This window comes from Tepidisphaeraceae bacterium (assembly GCA_035998445.1).
In the GTDB taxonomy this organism is placed as follows: domain Bacteria; phylum Planctomycetota; class Phycisphaerae; order Tepidisphaerales; family Tepidisphaeraceae; genus DASYHQ01.
This window is the reverse complement of sequence record DASYHQ010000053.1, coordinates 1-17,640: the sequence shown is the minus strand read 5'-3', so window position 1 is coordinate 17,640 and position 17,640 is coordinate 1. Positions and strand designations below refer to the sequence as shown.

Annotated in this window: 10 protein-coding genes; 3 read left to right on the top strand and 7 right to left on the bottom strand. The window is 63.0% G+C overall.

Annotation, left to right across the window (positions count from 1 at the left end; translation table 11 throughout):
• Nucleotides 1-303 precede the first annotated feature (303 nt).
• Nucleotides 304-582: a hypothetical protein gene (locus VGN72_20840; protein HEV7301797.1), complete on the top strand. Its 279-nt coding sequence runs from the start codon at nt 304-306 to the stop codon at nt 580-582.
• Here the strand turns inward: VGN72_20840 and VGN72_20835 are convergent.
• Entirely contained in the window at nt 579-1,262 is a 684-nt protein-coding gene (locus VGN72_20835; GenBank protein ID HEV7301796.1) for a PEP-CTERM sorting domain-containing protein, read from the bottom strand. The genes VGN72_20840 and VGN72_20835 overlap by 4 nt on opposite strands.
• A gap of 53 nt (nt 1,263-1,315) precedes the next feature.
• The gene (locus VGN72_20830; protein HEV7301795.1) at nt 1,316-2,041 is read right to left on the bottom strand and encodes a PEP-CTERM sorting domain-containing protein; all 726 of its coding nucleotides are present in this window, start codon (nt 2,039-2,041) and stop codon (nt 1,316-1,318) included.
• Between the two features lie 240 nt (nt 2,042-2,281).
• On the opposite strand from VGN72_20830, the gene VGN72_20825 reads away from it, so the two are divergent.
• Both VGN72_20825 and VGN72_20820 read left to right on the top strand, forming a co-directional pair.
• Nucleotides 2,282-2,482, top strand: a complete 201-nt coding sequence (locus VGN72_20825; GenBank protein HEV7301794.1) for an Imm53 family immunity protein — start codon at nt 2,282-2,284, stop codon at nt 2,480-2,482.
• Between the two features lie 104 nt (nt 2,483-2,586).
• Nucleotides 2,587-3,150 carry a dihydrofolate reductase family protein gene (locus tag VGN72_20820; protein HEV7301793.1) on the top strand — a complete coding sequence of 188 codons (564 nt, stop codon included), beginning with the start codon at nt 2,587-2,589 and terminating at the stop codon, nt 3,148-3,150.
• Between the two features lie 390 nt (nt 3,151-3,540).
• Here VGN72_20820 and VGN72_20815 read toward each other — a convergent pair whose 3' ends face one another.
• The 5 genes from VGN72_20815 to VGN72_20795 form a co-directional block, all read right to left on the bottom strand.
• Entirely contained in the window at nt 3,541-6,801 is a 3,261-nt protein-coding gene (locus VGN72_20815; GenBank protein HEV7301792.1) for a tetratricopeptide repeat protein, read from the bottom strand.
• A gap of 142 nt (nt 6,802-6,943) precedes the next feature.
• The gene (locus VGN72_20810; GenBank protein ID HEV7301791.1) at nt 6,944-7,714 is read right to left on the bottom strand and encodes a class I SAM-dependent methyltransferase; all 771 of its coding nucleotides are present in this window, start codon (nt 7,712-7,714) and stop codon (nt 6,944-6,946) included.
• 112 nt (nt 7,715-7,826) lie between these two features.
• A complete protein-coding gene (locus tag VGN72_20805; GenBank protein HEV7301790.1) occupies nt 7,827-8,528 on the bottom strand; it encodes a transposase in 702 nt (233 codons plus the stop codon).
• A 253-nt stretch (nt 8,529-8,781) separates the two neighbouring features.
• Complete coding sequence (locus VGN72_20800; protein HEV7301789.1) at nt 8,782-9,195, bottom strand: hypothetical protein; 414 nt, start codon at nt 9,193-9,195, stop codon at nt 8,782-8,784.
• 2 nt (nt 9,196-9,197) lie between these two features.
• Complete coding sequence (locus VGN72_20795) at nt 9,198-17,606, bottom strand: fibronectin type III domain-containing protein (GenBank protein HEV7301788.1); 8,409 nt, start codon at nt 17,604-17,606, stop codon at nt 9,198-9,200.
• Nucleotides 17,607-17,640 lie beyond the last annotated feature (34 nt).

The following is a 17,640-nucleotide window of genomic DNA, read 5'->3' as shown; positions in this document are numbered from 1 at the left end:
GACCGCCGCCGGCAAGGCGTTCAAGGTGGTCATGGTCGCGTGCATGCGAAAGATCCTGATCATCCTGAACGTGATGCTCAAAGCCAAAACCGCATGGAACGAAAATCTTGTTCTCGGAGCTTGACGATGAAGACAGCCGCTCGACCCTATATGTTCCGGACAAAACTCGGTTTCGGCAGCTACCGAGGGCGACAAAACGCCCGGGAATCCGGCCGCTGAAACAATCGAGTTGTCGGGATCGAAGTCGGAAGTCGAGGGTTGAGATAGAGCAGCACATCCGGATTATCCGCGTCGGCGTTGGTCGTGACGATTGTGTTGATGATTGCGTTGGACGCGGCGCACCCGCTGGCCGTCTCGACCGCCCTCGCCTTCGCGTTCCGGGCCGGCGACGAGAGCAGCGTCGGCCTGTTCGGCGTCGCCGTGGCCATCACAGCCCTTACTCGTGGGCCTGCAGCGGGCGGCGACGTGGACGCTGTCGCGGCACGCCCGCCAACGAGCCGCGGCGCACGGGACGCGTTAGCCCGCCCCACCCTCACTCCGAAGTGGGTCAGCCACGGGGTGCAATCCCGACGCGGTTGTTAGCGCCGGCGACGACGCAGGCCGGCGACGCCAGCCAAGGCGAGCATTGCCAGCGAGGTTGGCTCGGGCACCGGGACGCCGGTGGTTTGGATCGGGTCCGCGAGGGGCTCGAAGGTGGCGCCGCCGTCGACGCTGAATTCACTGTACTGCGTGGTGCTGGTCTCGATGGTGAACTGGCCGAGGCCGGGCCCTGGCGTGATCGACGTTTGGCCACCGGTGTTGGGGTAGTTGCCCAAGATCGGTTGCAGCTGTACCGAGACGGGCATCGGGCCGGACGGGGTGTTGACCGTGCCGCTGGCGGTCGATGAGTTGAACCCGAACAGGAAGTTGCCCGTCTGGAAGGCGTTAGTCCGGCCGAACACGCGGACCGAGAATTCGCCGTCGAGCGTCGCCGAACCGACGGGGACGGTCGACGTCGGGGTGGCGTAGAACGTCAGCACCGGCGACGCGGTGTAGTTCAAGCGGATGCCGCCCTCGATGACGCTCGTGCTCGTCTGGGCGATGTTGGTGATCGAGTACGTCGCGAACCCGAACGGAGTCGCCACCGGCCCGCCGGCCGACACGAAGTCGGCGCCGAGAAACGGGTCGGGACTGTTGCTCACGAACGAGGCGTTCGCCGAAGGGGCGGCCAACGCGACGACGGTAGCCGCCGCACCGAACAGGGAGAGATTCAATCGATTCATTTACGTTCCTATGACGTTTGCAATTCATCCGCCGAACTGGCGGGAGTAGGCGATCAGATAGAGCGGCGGCGGCGGAGCAGCGTCAGGCCGGCGAGGCTGAGCAGGCCGAGGCTGGCGGGTTCGGGGACGGGCTGGACGTTGATCGTGCCTTCAAGGTAATAGCGATAAGTCGCGACTTCGGTGTTGTTGGCCAGGCGTCCGGTGATCTGGCCGATGCTCGCCGCGTTGCCTGGGTTACCGATGGAGGTGATCACGGTCGGCGCGTCGGGAAAGTCGCCGATGAGCGTGACCGGGCTCTGGTTGGTGATGTAGAAGTCGTAACCCGAGAAGCGGCCGGTGCCGGCGGTGAAGGTGCCGCCATCGATGGTTACCAATGTAGAGTTAAGGATCAGCAGCGCATCGCCACCGCTGCCGCGTGCATTGAACGTGAGCGAGGTGCCGCCGCCGCCTCCACCGATGAAGCTGCCGCCGGAGATGGTCGCCTGGCTGCCGAAGCCGATGACTCGGAGGCCCGGACCGCCAGAGGCACCGAAGGAGGACCCGGTGCCGCCATCGCCGCCGATGAACGTTCCACCGGTGATGACGTTGGCATCGGGGACGCCAGGATCGTTGATCTCGTATCCGGCACTGCCGGCGGTTCCGAAGGTGCCCGTGTTGGCGCCGTTGGTTCCCTGGTACGTGCCGCTGGAGATCGTCTCGGCCGAAGCGGATCCGGCGATGGCGAGCCCGCAGAGGGCAGCCGTGACAGGTACGATGAATGTCGAATTGCTCTTGCTCATATTGTGGGATTCTCTGTCTAAGACAGGATTTGGCATGTCTGGCCGCGCCGATTGATTGCCGGCCCCGCGACGTGCGGAGACGCGGGCGGGGTCTTACCTACGACGGCGGCCCAGGCCGAGCACGCCGATGGCGAGGAGGCCGAGGCTCGCCGGCTCGGGGACGATGGTTTGCAATGAGAGTATCGGCGGTGAATCGAGCGGTCCAGTCGCGAATCCGCCGAACAAACGGGATACGAGGGGTTGGACAGGGTCGAAGACCATGCTACCGGGCGGCGGAGGCGTTACGACTGGCACTTGCTGTCGGTGAAGGACAGCAAGTTCGAAGGCGCCGGCGATCCGACGAAGCTAGCGTTCATGCTGCGAACGTTCCTCGACTGGGCGGAGCGGCAGGGCAAATCACCCGCCACCGCAGCGGACCGCAGCGGCGGAGTGATGAGTTAAAGCTTCTCCCGATCCCGGCCGATCGATCGCGTGGTAGAGTGAAATGAGGCCGGTGCCGGGCCGACCGGTGGACGTTTGTCCGTATCCCGCTTCAGGAAGACGTAATGCGACCCCTCCATTATGCGATCAACGTCACGCTGGACGGCTGCGTCGACCACCGTGCGGGTTCCACGGACGAAGAACTGCATCGTTTCTGGGCCGAGAAACTCGCGGGGGCCGATGCCCTACTCTTTGGCCGCGTCACGTACAAGATGATGCAGGCGGCGTGGCGGCGGCCGGCCGATGGGCTGCGCCCCGAATGGATGGCCGAGTGGATGGAACCCTTCGCCCGCACGATCGACGCCGCGAAGAAATACGTCGTGTCGAACACGCTGGAGCGGGTCGATTGGAACGCGGAGCTGGTGCGCGGAGATCTGGATACGTCGGTCCAGCGGCTCAAGTGGGAAGCCGGGGCAGGCAAGGGACTGTTCGTGGGCGGCGTGACGCTTCCGCTGGCGTTGGCGGAACTGGGGTTGATCGATGAGTACGAGTTCGTCGTGCACCCGAGGCTGGCGGGCCACGGGCCGACGTTGTTCGCGGGGCTGTCGAGGTACGTCGACTTAAAGCTCGTGAGCCGACGGGAGTTCGGTTCGGGCGCGGTGGCGCTGCGGTATGAGCCGAGAAGGTAGCCGCCCACCACCATTCCGAACTGGGTCACGCACCGGGTCCGACCCCGACGCGGTTGTTAACTGGCAGTCGGAAATAGAGAGGAGAGTCCGAGAGTTGTAGGGTTAAGGTGGCCGGGACGGCGCTGGGGTGCTGAAACCGGCGCGCTCTCATGACCCTCTCTCGATCCCGGCCGGAGAGAAAACACCGCAAAACCAGCCCGAAAACGAGCGAACCCTGTTAACTGGAATTAACAGGGTTCGCGGTAAACTGTATAACACCTTGCAGGACAAGAGGTTATGAAGCTCCCCGTGCCTGACCCTCTTCGAACTTTCTCTGCTTGTTGAAGGCTAGGCTTCACATGTTTGGACAGAGGTGTACTGAGATACCCCCATTATACTGAATTTTCCGAATCAGCACTCCGGCGGCAATTTTGCAGTAGCAGGGAGATCTTTCAACGCACCCACGATCTGTTCAGCCACCTCATTCCATCCCTGCCGGAATCTTTGTCGGAATAGCCGAATCGTTGGATACCACGGCGTATCCGCACGGTGCGTCATCCACCGGGCCTCAGGCGCCGTGGGAAGGACAACCCATGTCTGTACTCCCATGGCTCCTGCCAAATGAGCGACTGCGTTGTCGGCGGTGACAAGCAAATCTACGTTTCGGAGCGCAGCCGCGACATCCTGCCACCAATCCGACGAAGATTGCACCGTCGACCGGAGAGCGTCGAGCGTCAACAAGGCAGGCGGCCTCTGCTGCCCCTCCTCGGCTTGGTGTCCATGTAGATCGCCCACAGGGATGTCCACTAGGGAGAGGTCGTGGCGACTACCCGCCCATTCTGCAAGATAGACTAGCATCCGCTGCCGCGCCGAGATTACTCCTAACGCCGACTCTGCTTGCAACGACACTGCCACCCGCTTAGGACCGGCAATAGCGTGTACTGCAACTTGCCAGTCTCTCAGCACATCTGCAGGCACTCCGATGTACGGACGTGTCGCGGGAATCGTCTGCAACGTCGTTTTGATTATTGCGGGTAGGCTGGGCAGCGGAGCATGGAAGTCGTACGGCGGCAATGCGGCTCCTCGCATTACGACCTGTCGGAGGCCGAGACACCCGCTTAACGTCGCAACGAGTTCGGCCTGACACTCCAAAATGACGTGCACCCCCCACCGTTCCAGCAGGTCGGCGTACCGCACGAGTTGGAGCGTCTCGCTGAGGCTCTCCTCGGCGACAAGGAGCAATCGATTTCCTGCGATTGTCTGCCCCGACCACCGGGGCCTGTCGAAGCGGCGCTTCGCCTGTTTGAGCCAACGATCACGCCACTCATACTCGAGCCATCCCTGTTCAAACTTACCCTGCATTAACAGCGACTGCGACAAATGATAGTGCGCTTCAGCGTCGTCCGGTTTCAATCGTAGTGCTGCCCAATAAGATTCTTCAGCCGCGGCAGGATCGGGCACCCGCATAAGTGCACGCGCCAAGTTCTTGTGAGTGTCCGCCGAACTCGCCCCTAACAGTATTGCCTTGCGTAAGTGCGACACTGATTCTTCGACCTGTCCGGCATGGAGGCAGGCTAAGCCGAGATTTCCATATAACCCCGCGGAGTCCGGCGTCAGTTCAAGTGCCCTTCGAAAACAATTAATACCTTCACGTAGGCGGCCCTGCTTCGCGTACGTAACCCCTAGATCCTGATGGACAGCGCCGTTGGACGGGTCAAGCTGGACTGCGTGCTCCAGCAATGGCCGCGCGAGTTCATGTTCGTCACGCTGGATATGCTCCCCCGCTAAAACTAGGAGCCGCTCGGCCTCCAGTCGATCCACGTGAGGCGCACGATCGCGAAGGTTGCGGTCTGACATGACGAGACGCTGGCGGACCGCCTCCGCGATGCGTGCAAACAACTCGTCCCAATCCCCGGGCTGCGCTTGTCGAAACAACCGCATCGTCGGGTACCACGGCGTGTCTTCTCGCTCGAGGAGCCAGCGCCAATCGGGCGACGTCGGTAGTGCCACCCAGATCGGCACGCCCATCGCACCGCACAAATGTGCGACCGACGTGTCAGCGGTGATCACGAGATCGAGGTTCGCGACGATCGCGGCCGTCCGCAACCACCCGTCGCCACCCTCCGCAATCCCCTTGAAATCGACGGGGGTGAACAGCCCGCCAAGTTGCTCAATTTGTTCCACCCCAAGGTTCTTCTGTAAAGACACGAGCTGCACGCCCGGCAGGTTAGCCAGCGGCGCAAAACACCTCAGCGGGATGGATCGGTTGCGGTCGCCCTTGTGCTCCGGATTGCCCTGCCACACGATGCCAATGCGGAAGCCCGCCACCTGAGCCAATCGCTGCTTCCAGTCCCAAGTTTGGGCCGGATCGCCGAAGACGTACGGAACCCGCCGCGGGAGGGTGTCCAAGTTTGTCTGACAAGTTCCGGGAAGGGTCAGCAGTGGCGCGTAAAACTCACATTGTGGCGGCTTTTCACCACGGATGACGAACTCGTCAATGCCAGGTGTGCGGCTGAGGATCTGGCGGGTGCTGGCCTGGCATTCGAATACAACGGTCGCGCCTCGATTCTTCAGTTCCTTTGCATACCGAATGAACTGGAACGTGTCGCCTAAGCCCTGCTCGTAATGAAGCAGGATACGACGCCCAACCAGCGGACTCCCGTCCCAAAGACGCCCGCCGTAGCTTCGTCGTTTCAAGCCGTGGCCGCCGTGCCACCGCCATTCGTAATCGGCCCATCCCTGCTGAAAGTTTCCCATCAGCAGGTAGACTAGCCCTCGGTTAGCATGGGCCTCTGGATAGTCGGGCCGCAGCAACAATGCTTTGTCATAAAGTCGAATGGCTTCATCGAACTTCTCCAATTGAGCGTAGATAATGCCGAGGTTGTTGTATGCCTCGGTATAATCGGGCCGGAGCTCGATGGCCCTTTCCAGCGCGGCAACCGCCTCTTCGTTACGTCCCAACGATCGCAACGCGTTGCCAAGATTGTTCCAAGCCAGCGTGTAATCGGGGGCATCCGTCAGTAATCGCTCGAAGATGCCCACTGCCTCACTAAACTTTCCCTGGTTAGATAAGGCGACCCCCAAGTTGTTCAGGCCGCTCGGATCGCGCGGGCGCTGCTCGACCGCTTTCCTCAGGAAGGCGAGCGCCTGGCCGTCGTCCTTCATCTCCTGGAACAGCATGCCGAGATTGAGCTGCGCATCATAGGAATCGGGGTGCCGCGTCAGGACCTTCTCGAATGTGAGCTTCGCCTCGGGATACCGCTTAGCGCCTGCCTGTGCGATGCCGAGATCTAGTTCTGCCGATGTCGGATCTGCTGCCAGCTCCGCTGCACGCTTGAGCGACTCTATAGCCTGATCGAGCTTATCCATCCGCCGGCGCAGGTTGCCCAGGTGTCGGTGTGCTTCGGCATCGTCGGGCGATAATCTAAGGAACTGACCCCAGGCTGCCTCGGCCTCTGCCAGCGCACCGTGGTCGACACAAGCCTGAGCGAGGTGCCTTACGTACTCAGCCCGATCGGGGTCAGCTTCGGCCGCATGCTTGAAAGAACTGACAGCTTCAGCGAAGCGCCGTTCGCGAGCGAACGCCAAGCCGCGTTCGTGAAGCGAAGCGGCATCGAGAAGCGGCGGCTCCGCAACGTCCAGAGGGGATGATGTATGCAATGGATTGCCCAAGGGTAACAGCACGGACTCAATGAGTTCGCTGGTAAAATAAGTTGACGTTGACAACCTTCGAATCGAATTTGTACCTCGCGAGATGAAGGACGACGGACGTCGGTTTGCATCCCCCGCAAGTCATTTGCCGACGCAACCGGATCTATCTTAGCAAATGGGTAGCGAAATCGGGAAGCGTCTTGTACAGCAGATGCAACGCGGGACTTAGCGATGTCCGCGTAAAGCCGAACGGACGTACCAGCGCATCTAAGGCACGCGGTGAAAAAATCGAAACATGCCCGTTCCGCGGTGCGATGTACCACCACCGGATCCCAAATGTGGCATCCAGATCCGAGGGTTGCATTACAGTCGAAACAAGCATAAGGCCCGGGTCCGCCAGTAGTATACTCATGTCGGCAAACGTCGCCTCCGGCTGCGGGGAGTGCTCCAACACTTCAAAACTAACAAGCAGGTCGAACTCGCCGGACGGGCGAGCGGAGTGCTTCGCAACGAACGGGTCGTACGTGGCGACAGAGGAGAACCCCTTCTCTTTCAGCACTTCGGCAAGTAGCCCGTTGCCGCCACCGTAATCCAACATGTTAAGCGTGCGTGATGCCGCGAACATTTTCCCGATCAACTCTGCATTCCCGCGTGGCCGGCTTTCTTCGTAATCCGGATCGACTAGCCGATATTCTGTGTTGTAGATCTCGCTGGCGAACATGGCAGGCGTAAAGTGATCAAACGCCGTTGTGAAGATGAAGTCGCATGAGGAACAACGATGGTAGTAAACGGGAACGCCTGAAGTCTCCAGCACTCGCCGTCGGGGCTGCTCGCAGTTCTTATTGAAGTCGACCACGTCGTACAAGGTGGACGCGTTGCCGCAGCACTTGCAGCGTGCCGTCCTCTCGAATTGCCCAAAAAGGGAAGCATCCATTGCAAACCTCTGCGCGTGGCGACGGCGCGTCGCACCGACGATCGCACCGCCGACGGAGCCGACAACAAAGCGCTGGGCAGGTCGAAGCTGCCACTCGCTCTGAATCGATCGCTCAGCTGCTGTTGTCGGCAGCCACCACCTTCCGCGGCCGCCCGCGGGGTCGTAGCGTGCCCTCCAGCCCCAGCCGGGCCGCGGTCTGCGTCATCCATTGTTCGCTGCCGAACGGCGTGCCGCGGGCGAGGCTGCGCGCGATCGCCGCCCGCTGCTCGGCCTTGAACAGATCATCCACCTCACCCGCCCAGTCCGCCGGTGTCGTCACCGGCCACTGGTCGGTCGGCAGCTGCCACGGGGGCAGGTCCGTCCCCCGCTCGCGGTGGTGCAGGCTACCCCATCGCCACGCCGCCGCCCGGCTCACCAGCTTCGCCCGCAGCGGGTTGCGCTCGACGTACTGGCAGACCATCAGCAAATGCAGGTCCTGCTCGATCGGGAAGCTCTTGAACCGCCCTTGATAGAGCGGCCCGGTGCCGGCCGTGCGGTGGGCCGCGTGCCAGCGCTGGGTGTGCGTGACGGTCAGCAGCCGCAGGAACTCGCTCAGCTCGCCGTCCCGCCGCGGCCAGAGAACCAGGTGCCAATGGTTGGGCATCAGACAGTAGGACAGCAGCCGGCACGACGGCAGCCGCTCGTGCACGTCCGCCAGGCACCGCTCGAACGCGGCGTAGTCGCCGTCCGACTCGAACAGCGTCATCCGCCCGACCGCGCGGTTGAGCACGTGATAGGCAAGGCCGCCGGTGGCGATGCGGGGGCGACGGGGCATCACGTCAAGCTATCTGAAACCACGCACTCAGTCAATAAAAGACTCCCGACCCCTTTTATCCCCGCACCCCTCGAACGCGGCGTAGTCAGCTTCTGACTCGATCAGCGTCACCCGCCCAATCGCACGATTCAACACGTGGTAGGCGAGGCCGCCGGTAGCGACGCGGGGACGACGGGGCATCGGAGAACAATACCAACAACCCTTTTTCCGCCTTTTTCAACCCCCTCCCGACTAACCCCTCTTTCCTCTCCCCTTACCTCGGCCCCTCACCAAGCCCTTCTGTCTTAAAGCCCGTGAATTGATCCCACGCTCGGCAATATGCCTTTGTTCTCGGTCCAAGATGATTGACGATAACACTTGCATCCAATCGCCCAGCCGAGATTTCGTCAAGCACTGCTTCGATCAATCCAGTAGCCACTGCGTTCTTCACCTCTTCATTCCCCTTTGACAATAAATGCTCTACGGTACACCACATCGCCGCAACTTCACCGTTGTGCAACTCCGTGCTTGCCGATGAGAACGATCGCCCAATCGTCGAGAATACAAGAGTATTTGGCGGGGCATCCGGAAACCATTTATCGAGTAAAGTCGCGTAACCTAGGCGTATAGGCCGAGCGACTCCAGCCAAGTGTTCAATCGCAGCTTTTACGTCAAGCTCATCCGGCATATCTAATTCCCATTTAGTGCATTAAGCATATCCTGAAGAACGTTCTCTGCCGCCGCCCGATCACCAGGGCTTGCACCGGGATTGTTCTTTAACCATTTCTCCAACGCAAGAGACATATCTCGAGCTTTTTGCGAATGGGTTCGTCCTCCCACTGTCCCTCCAGTTGCCAGTTCGAGGCGTACTGCGGCTGCCGTGCTTCCACTACCGATTTGAGCATTATCCCGATAGAGTTCATCCATATAACGGCTGAGCTCCGGATCCGTCACATGAGGTTTGGTCATCGCTGCGCGGAGCTGGTCCTTGAACTTTGCGAAGTTGGCCGCATTATGAGGAGCATTACCTCTTGCTCCGTTTAGCAGTTTTGTCACGTACGGTTTGGCGGCATCCCAGACTGCTCCGCCAAACTTCTTAAGCCCCTTGCCGATTAGCTTACCGCCCGGTATCAGACCCCCCAGCACCATAGCGCCTTCGATCTGCCGCTCACTCACCGTCAGTTCTTCGCCCGTCACAGGGTTGACACCGGTGCCGGCCTGAACCGCACTTTTGACGCTGCTGGCAAGCGGCAGGAGGTCAACGACGAAGTCCACGGTTGAACCGATCCACGCCGGCAGCACGCTCGTAGAAAACGGCGGCTCCGGCGGGCGATCGCCCTGCGGGCCGGGACCCGTCGCCGGGTCGTAGAGCGGTGGCAACCGATCACCCGGGTTGATGTGGCCCAGTGACCCACTGAGGACCGGGAACATCGACTCGCCCGGCGTCAGCGGGTAGTCGGCGTTGTGCACTAGCACGGCGCTGGCACTACTCGACCGCACGATGAAGTAGGTATGATGCCCATCGATGTTCAGATTGAAGACGACTTCAATCACATCGGACAAAACCACTGACTCGACCGTCACGCTCCCGCGCTCCGGCGTGCGCATCTCGTCGCCCTCTGTGAGATCCTTAGCGTGAGTCCAACCCTTGCCCTTTACGTAGAACGGATGTTCGCCGGTGCAGCGGATCACCTCGCCTGCCACCGTTACGAACCACAGCGGGCTCGGCCCGCGACGGTACGTCTCGGCGACCCGGCATGGCGTCACCGGCCCCTCCGGGTCCTGGTCCGACGCCGCCAGGACCATCTCGCCCACCTCGATCTGCTCGATCGGCTTGTGCGTCCCGTCGGCCATCAGCACCAGCGTCCCCGCCGCGAAGCAGACTGGGACTGGCTCGTCGGGCTGAACTGGCGCTGACGACTTCACGGGAGCGTTGGGATTCACCGGTGGTGGCTGCGTGACATCCGGTGGGCTACCGATGGCGCCGGCGGCCGGCAGCGACCCGCCGTAACCGTACCCGGCCGAACCGGCGGTCCCGTACGGGCTTCCGCCGTGCCAAATGCCACGGGATTGGGGAGTATTTGGGCTGTCAAAAGAACCGTAGCCAGGAGTGCCGGTAGTGTCACTGTACGAGTCGCCGTCGGCGTACATGTACTGTTGCCACGACCACGTGCCCTCGGCGGTGTTTGTACCAAACGTCGAGCCGCTGCGGTCGCCGCCGTCGGAGTAGGTCTCGCTCCACCCGCCGGAGTAGTCGAAGCTTTCGTTCCGTTGTTGATCGTTGTCCATGGCCCCGGGAGGAGGGGCGATAGTTGAACTCTCTCCGGTGGTCAGATCGGTGCTTTTCTGATAGACGGTTCCACCGTGGTCCAACTCATAATTTCGCTGCCCATTGGCAGAGCCGGACCCGTAGCCAGAGCCGCTCGTGGTCGTCTGCCCGTACTCGTCCGTGGTCGCGGTTAACTCGCGGCTGTAGTGGTACGATGACTGCTCGCTATTCGAACTGGACTCGAACGTCGTGAATTCCGTGAGACTCTCCAACGTACTCTGCGAGAAGTAGAGGTTGTCTTGAGTTCTCATTGTTGAATCGCTGACGTTCGAATAGCTGAAGCTCGCGCTTGTATCGCCCTCGTCAGAGCCGACGGTCTCCGATGCGCGCCATGCACCGTTCGGGTCCAAGACCCATACGGTCAACACGCTGCTCGTCGAGCTCTCATGCCCACCTTCCTGCAGCGATTGGTTAATGCTGCCGCTCGACATGGTGCTGGAATTGCCGGTGTATCCGTCGCCGGCGTACGTGGCGCTTGTGTGCGTGCTCGGGCTATCAGAGTATGTACCGCCGCCGCTATAACCAAAGCTCTGCGAGGTCGACGCGTCGCCGGTACCGGTACCGCTATACGTGTAGGTACCGTCATCACCTAAGGTGCTCGTTGCCGTGAACGCGGTTGATTTGGACTGTGCCGAACTCGCGTTGACGGTGCCGGTGACGGTTAACAGGTCTCCCATACCGCGCGTGTACGAGCCAGACCCGCTGGATTCGGTTCTATCAAGGTTTTCTGTGGTCGTCGCAGTGGTGTTGGATGCGTTCTCCCAGGCGTCTGAGCCAGAGTCATAGGTTTTGCTGATCGTGCTCTCGACCGCCCAGCCCGTGCCGTGGGTCACTGCTCTTGTGCCGACGAGTTCTGCACCTCGCTCGGACCAGGTTCGATCCTCACTGTGCGACGAGCTCCAGTTTCCGGCGTCGACGCTCGTGTCAGACTTGTCGCCGCTCTTCTCCCAACTTCCTTCCGCCCAAGTGGCTTGAACGCTGTAAGTATGTGTTGAGCCGTTGCGCCCGTCTTCGTTAATCTGGCCGTTCGTGATGCCGGCGCTAGCATCGGAATAGGTACCGCCGCCCTCGTATTGCCAATCGTCGCTGACGCGCTTGGTGGAGGTGCCATCCCCTTCGCTAATGGACCAGTCGCTGTCCATCTGGAGCGACGACGTCGTGCTTCCGCCCGTAAGCGTTGTGGTTACCCAACTGCCGGTGGCGTCGAGCGTCGAGGTGACGCCGCCATCCGTCTTCCAATCTGCCTCATGCGCCATGTCCTTCGTGCCGGTCACCGAGAGCGTACCGTTGGCGTCGCTCGTGCTGCGCGTGTATTCGCCCGTGCCATTGGAGTGCCAACTGCCCTTGTCCAGCGTCGTCGCAGTGGCCCGGCCTTTTTGGATGACGACGCCGTCCTCGCTCCAACTGGAGTGGACGCTGTAGTGATCGGTCGCCCCGTTCGATGCACCTTCATTGATCGCGCCATCGCTAACGCCTGCGGCGATGTCGGTGTACGTGCCGCTACCGTTGTACCCCCAATCATTGCTTACGTCCTTCGTCGCGGTCGTGCCGCCGTGGCCATCGGACCAATCGCTGTTCATACTCAGCGACGCCACGGCAGCGGCGGTCCCATCGGCCGGACTCGTCGTCACCCATTGCCCCTTCGCGTCCAGCGTCGACGTCGCATCGCCGGTCGTGTTCCAGTCGGTAGCGTGCTTAACAAATCTTGACCCGGTGACGTGAAGCGTACCGTTGGATCCATTCGTGCTGCGCGTGTACTCGCCCGTGCCGCTCGAGTGCCAGCTGCCCTTGTCCAGCGTCGTGCTCGACGTCTTGCCCTTCTGCGTGACCGTCCCGTCCTCGCTCCAGCTCGAGTGCACGCTGTAGTGCTCGGTCGCGCCGTTGCTGGCCCCCTCGTTGATCGTGCCGGTCACCGGGTTGGCGCTGCCCGCCGCCGTGCTGGTGTAGTTGCCGCTGCCGCTGTAGTCCCAGTCGTCCTTGACCTCCTTCGTCGCCGTCGTGCCGCCGGTGCCGTTGGACCACTCCCCGTTCATGCTCAGCGACGCCGTCGCGCTGTTGTCGGACCCGGTCGTCGTGACCCACGCGCCGGTCGCGTCCAGCGTCGACGTCGCGTCGCCGGTCGTGTTCCAGTCCGTCTTGTGGTGGACGTGCTTGCTGCCCGACGTCGACATCGCGTACGTCGACGCCGACGACGGGTCCGACTGGTTCGCGTACGCCCCCGTGCCGCTCGAGTGCCAGCTGCCCTTGTCCAGCGTCGTGTCGGTCGTCTTGCCCTCCTGCGTGACACCGTTGTCGTTCCAGGTGGAGTGAACGGAGAAGCTTTCGGTTGACTTGTTGCTCGCTCCCTCGTTGATTGTGCCGCTAGTGAGGCCGGCGGTGACGTCGGTATACGTTCCGGAGCCTTGGTAAGACCACTCGTCGTTGGTCTGCCGGGTGGAATTACCGGCGCCGGTACCGTTCGACCACGCTCCGTCGGCAGCTAGCGATTGCGTGCCGCTGCTCTGGTCGATCCATCCGACGCTGTGCGTGACGCCTTTATTTCCAGCAACCGACAGGGTGCCATTGTCATCACTCGTGCTTCGCGAGTACGGGCTGGAGCCCGACGAAGACCAGTTGCCGCGGTCGAGCGTGCTGTTGGTATTTGTACCCGACTGCACCCACGACCCCGTGACCCAATCTGAGTGGATACTGTAATTGTTGCTCGACCCGTTTGTGGCATCTTCGAGGATCGTGCCGCCGGTAAGGCCAGCGCTGATGTCGGAGTAGCTGCCGCCACCATTGTAGTGCCAGCTGTCGCTCGTCCCGCCACTGGAGTCACCGTCACCGGACACGATGGACCACGTGCCGCTGGAAACCAGCGTCTGGCTGACCGTTCCGCTGGAATTCCAGCTGCTTTCCGAGGAAACGCCCTTGGAGCCGCTGACGCTCAGTGTCCCGTTCGTGTCGCTCGTCGAGCGCGTGTATGCACCGTCCCCTGCCGAGGACCAGTGGCCGACGTTGGAGTCCGCGGTCGACCCGCTGCCGGTCTTAATCCAGGTGCCACTCACCAACTGCGAAACGATCGCGTACTGGCCGGTCGATGACCCGCTGCCGCCCTCGTTGATCGTGCCGCTGATCGTGCTGCTATTGTTGAACGAGCCGGTGACGCTGCCCGTCGACGGACCGGCAGACGTATCGGTGTCCTCGTACGAACCACTGCCCGAATAACCCCATCCGTCCGATTGCTGCTGCGAGTATGTCCCGTTCGTCGCACTGTATTGATAGGTATCCTCCCACGATGAGCTTTGGTTCGTGGTACCGGTCACCGAGCCGCCGGTGGTCTCGTAACTGTAGGTGCCGTTTCCTGACGAACTGTAGGACTGCCCGCCGTGCTGGTCGCTTGTGCCGGTGACGACGCCGGTCGTCAGATTGGCGGAACTCGTCGTGTTCTCGTATTTCGTGCCCAGTGAGCCCCACGTCATGGTCACCGGCCCGGCCAAGCTGCCCATCACGGCGTCGCTGCCGTCTGCCGTGAACGAGAAGTACGAACTCGTCAGGTTCCCGTGACCGGAGAACACGTAGTTGTCAATGATAGTTTCAGTTTGGGTGATGCCGGTCCCACCGATGACCGGTGCGGTCAGAATGGTCCGCGTGAACGAGAGCGACTCGTAGTAGCTCCAACTCCCGTCTCCCGGAAACGTAGAGATGACCGTCAGCGTCTGACTGCCTGTCGTCACCCGCGTGTGCAGAACGTCGTCGCCGCCGTCCCCGTAGCTCCAGGGTTCGGTCGCGTTAACCGGGATCGTCGTCGTGTACTGATAGTTGCCCTGCGAGATGGGCGTGAAGGTTGCGTTTGGGTCTATGATGAACCCGTCGCCAAGCGTGTAGTCCTTCGCGCCCGGTCGGACGCTGTCGACAGCATCGGCACCATTTCCGGCTTGAACGGCGACGCTCACAGTCGCCGTGCTGACGCCCCCATGGCCATCGTCGATCGTGTACGTGAACGTGTCGGTGCCGACAAAGCCCGTTGAAGGCACATATGTCAACACGTCCGGCGAACCGCTGAGAATAACAACGGTGCCGTTTGCTGGCTGGGTAATACCGCTGATATCGAGCGTAATACCTGGATCCCTCAGATCGTTGGCTAACACGGAAAGACGCACCGGACCGTTGTGATGCTTGAAAACGAGTTCGTCATCGACAGCAGTCGTTGCGACGGCTGGATTGACCGTAAACGACAAGGTGTCGGCAACAGACGATGCACCGTCCTTGTCGGTTGCCGTGAGCGTCAGCACATAGCTTTCAAGAGTGTTGGGAGTGACGCTAAACGATGGGCCGGTCACGATCGTCGGCGTGCCCCCATCGACGGCCTGGGACCAGGCGTACGTGAAGCCTGCCGCAGCATCGGCCAGGCCGACGTCGGTCGCCGACGCAGTCAGGTTATACATCTGCCCGGCCGCCCACGTCGTCGGTGCCCCACCGATCGCCACGATGGGAGCCGCGTTGCTGACGGTGACGCTCTTGTGCGCCGCAGTCGTCCCGGTGGTGTCGCCCGCGAGGTACGCTCGGGCGGTGACGGTGCTATCGGTCGCGGGATTCAAGCCATCGGGGAACACGTGGGTGACGCTGCCGGGATTGCCCATCACGGTCTCGGCCACGAGCGGGCCGGCCCCGTCCCAATCGACGGCCCAGTGATCGATCACGTCGGACCCGTAGCCGCTCGCTGACAACGACAGCGTATACGTCGCTCCTTCGGCGACCGATGCGTCGCCGCCGATGCTGATGCTCAGCGCCGCCGGCGTCGTCGCATCATCCATATTGGACGCCGCTGAGTCGGGCGCGCCGGCGGCGCCGGTCGCGATAACGCGGTATCGGTACGGCGTGCCCGCCGCGACCGTCGTATCACTGTAGATCGTGGCGTTGACCGCCAGCGGCATACCAGCCAGCGCCGTGAAGGTCGCGCCGCCGTCGGTGCTGCGTTCGACGCGGTAGCCGCCCTCGTCGCCCGCGTTGTCCGTCCACGCCAGGTCCACCTGCGTCGGCGAGGTGGCGGTGGCCGACAGGTCCGTCGGCGCCGCTGGGGCGACCGCCGCCGATGGCGGCGTCGTGGCCGACGCGGCGTTGCTCCAGGCGGAGTCGCGTTGCACGCCGGCGATCGTCGGCCCGGTTGCCCGGACGCGGTAGTTGTAGGCGACGCCCGCCGCGACCGTGGCGTCGCCGAACGTCGTCGTCCCCGCCGCCAGCGCCGCGGCGGCGGGCAGCGTCGCGAAGGTCGCGCCGCCGTCACTGCTGCGCTCGACCCGGTAGCCGGTCTCGTTGCCCGCGTGGTCGGTCCAGGCCAGGTTCACCTGAGCCGGCGACGCCGCCGCCGCCACGGTCGCCGTCAGGCCGCTGGGCGCGATCGGCTCGGGCACGTGGCCGGCGATCGTCACATTGTCGAACGCGCCGGTGGCGAGCTTGGCGTTGTCGTGGGCCGTGACGGCGAGGCCGACGTGAACGGTACCGGCCAGCCCCGCAAACGTCGCGGTGCCGGCGACGGTCCAGACCGCGCCGTCGGCCGAGCGGCTGGCGGTCACGACGTCGCCGACGCGCGTCAGGCGCACCCAATAAGGCGCGCCCAGCCCGGCGGCGTTCGTGTAGCCGGTCGAGCCGCCGGCGCTCGTGCGCCACGAGAACTCAACGCCGGCCGTCGGCTTGACGTTCATGAACGCGTTGCGCGCGTTGGGCGCGAGCGACTCGCGGACCATCACGCCCGCCTTGGCCGAGGCGTGGGTGTTCTGGATCGACGCGACGCGCGCGATGATCGTGCCGTCGCCGCCGAGCGGGTAGTACGCGAAGTGGAACTGGTCGCTCGTGCCGAACACGTCGGCGCCGCCGCCCTGCAGCGCGTAGCTGCTGCCCGTGCCGGCTGCGCCGGCGCTGTAGCTGGCGTCGCCGACGATCGCGGGGCCGCCGATGTCGCCGTGCTGAAGGTCGGTCGGCGACAGGGCGAGCTGCGTGGTCGCGCTGGCGACGTTGCTGTTGGCGCTGGCGCCGCCGGCGTTGGTCGCGCGGACGCGGACGTGGTAGGCGATCCCCGGCGTCAGACCCCCCAGCACGTACGACGTCGCGTTTGCCGGCAGCGATACCACCCCCGTCGCGCCGCCGGCCGGGAACGCGCCGCTGGCGCCGTACTCCAGCAGGTAGCCGGCCTCGTCGCTCGCCTGGTCGTCCCACGTCAGGTTCAGCTGCGTTGGCGACGCCGCGACCGCCGTGAGGTTCGTCGGGGCGGCCGGCGGCGTCGGCGCGGAGGCGTCGGCAACGACGACCAGCTGCGGCCGGTTGGCCACGGTCGACGCCTCGCGCGAGCTGAACTCGATGACCGCCGTGTTGCCGTTGGGCCCGGTCAGCCGGAGGCTGATGCTGCTCTGTCCCGCAGCCTTCGCCGCGTTGACGCAGTTCGTCAGGTCCAGCTCGTGCCAGCTGGCCGTAGCGCTGTTGACGACGAACGTGCCAAGAGTCGCGCCGGTCTGAGCCGGCTGGTTGGACCACGTAATGCCCGCGTCGGTCCAGTTCGCGTTGGCCGCAGAGTGGACGCTGACCGTCAGCGGCGCGACCGTGCCGGCGAGCTTCCCGTGGAGGCGCAGCGTCGCGCTGGCGACGGTCGTGGGCAGCGTGCTGATGTCGAACTTGACGTGCCCGACGCGGGTGAGGTCGGCGATGTAGTTCTTCACCTCGATCGTGCCGTTCAGGCCGTAGGGGTTCGCCGCGTACTGGCCGCCGCGGACGAACGCGTCGGCCGCGGGCGTCAACGTCGTCGTGTTGCCCGCTGGCAGCGTGGTGGCG

Coding starts and splice junctions, on each gene's coding strand:
- VGN72_20830 (HEV7301795.1), bottom strand. CDS start 2,041: ATGAGCAAGAGCAATTCGACATTCATCGTACCTGTCACGGCTGCCCTC.
- VGN72_20820 (HEV7301793.1), top strand. CDS start 2,587: ATGCGACCCCTCCATTATGCGATCAACGTCACGCTGGACGGCTGCGTC.
- VGN72_20835 (HEV7301796.1), bottom strand. CDS start 1,262: ATGAATCGATTGAATCTCTCCCTGTTCGGTGCGGCGGCTACCGTCGTC.
- VGN72_20800 (HEV7301789.1), bottom strand. CDS start 9,195: ATGCCGGATGAGCTTGACGTAAAAGCTGCGATTGAACACTTGGCTGGA.
- VGN72_20805 (HEV7301790.1), bottom strand. CDS start 8,528: ATGCCCCGTCGCCCCCGCATCGCCACCGGCGGCCTTGCCTATCACGTG.
- VGN72_20810 (HEV7301791.1), bottom strand. CDS start 7,714: ATGGATGCTTCCCTTTTTGGGCAATTCGAGAGGACGGCACGCTGCAAG.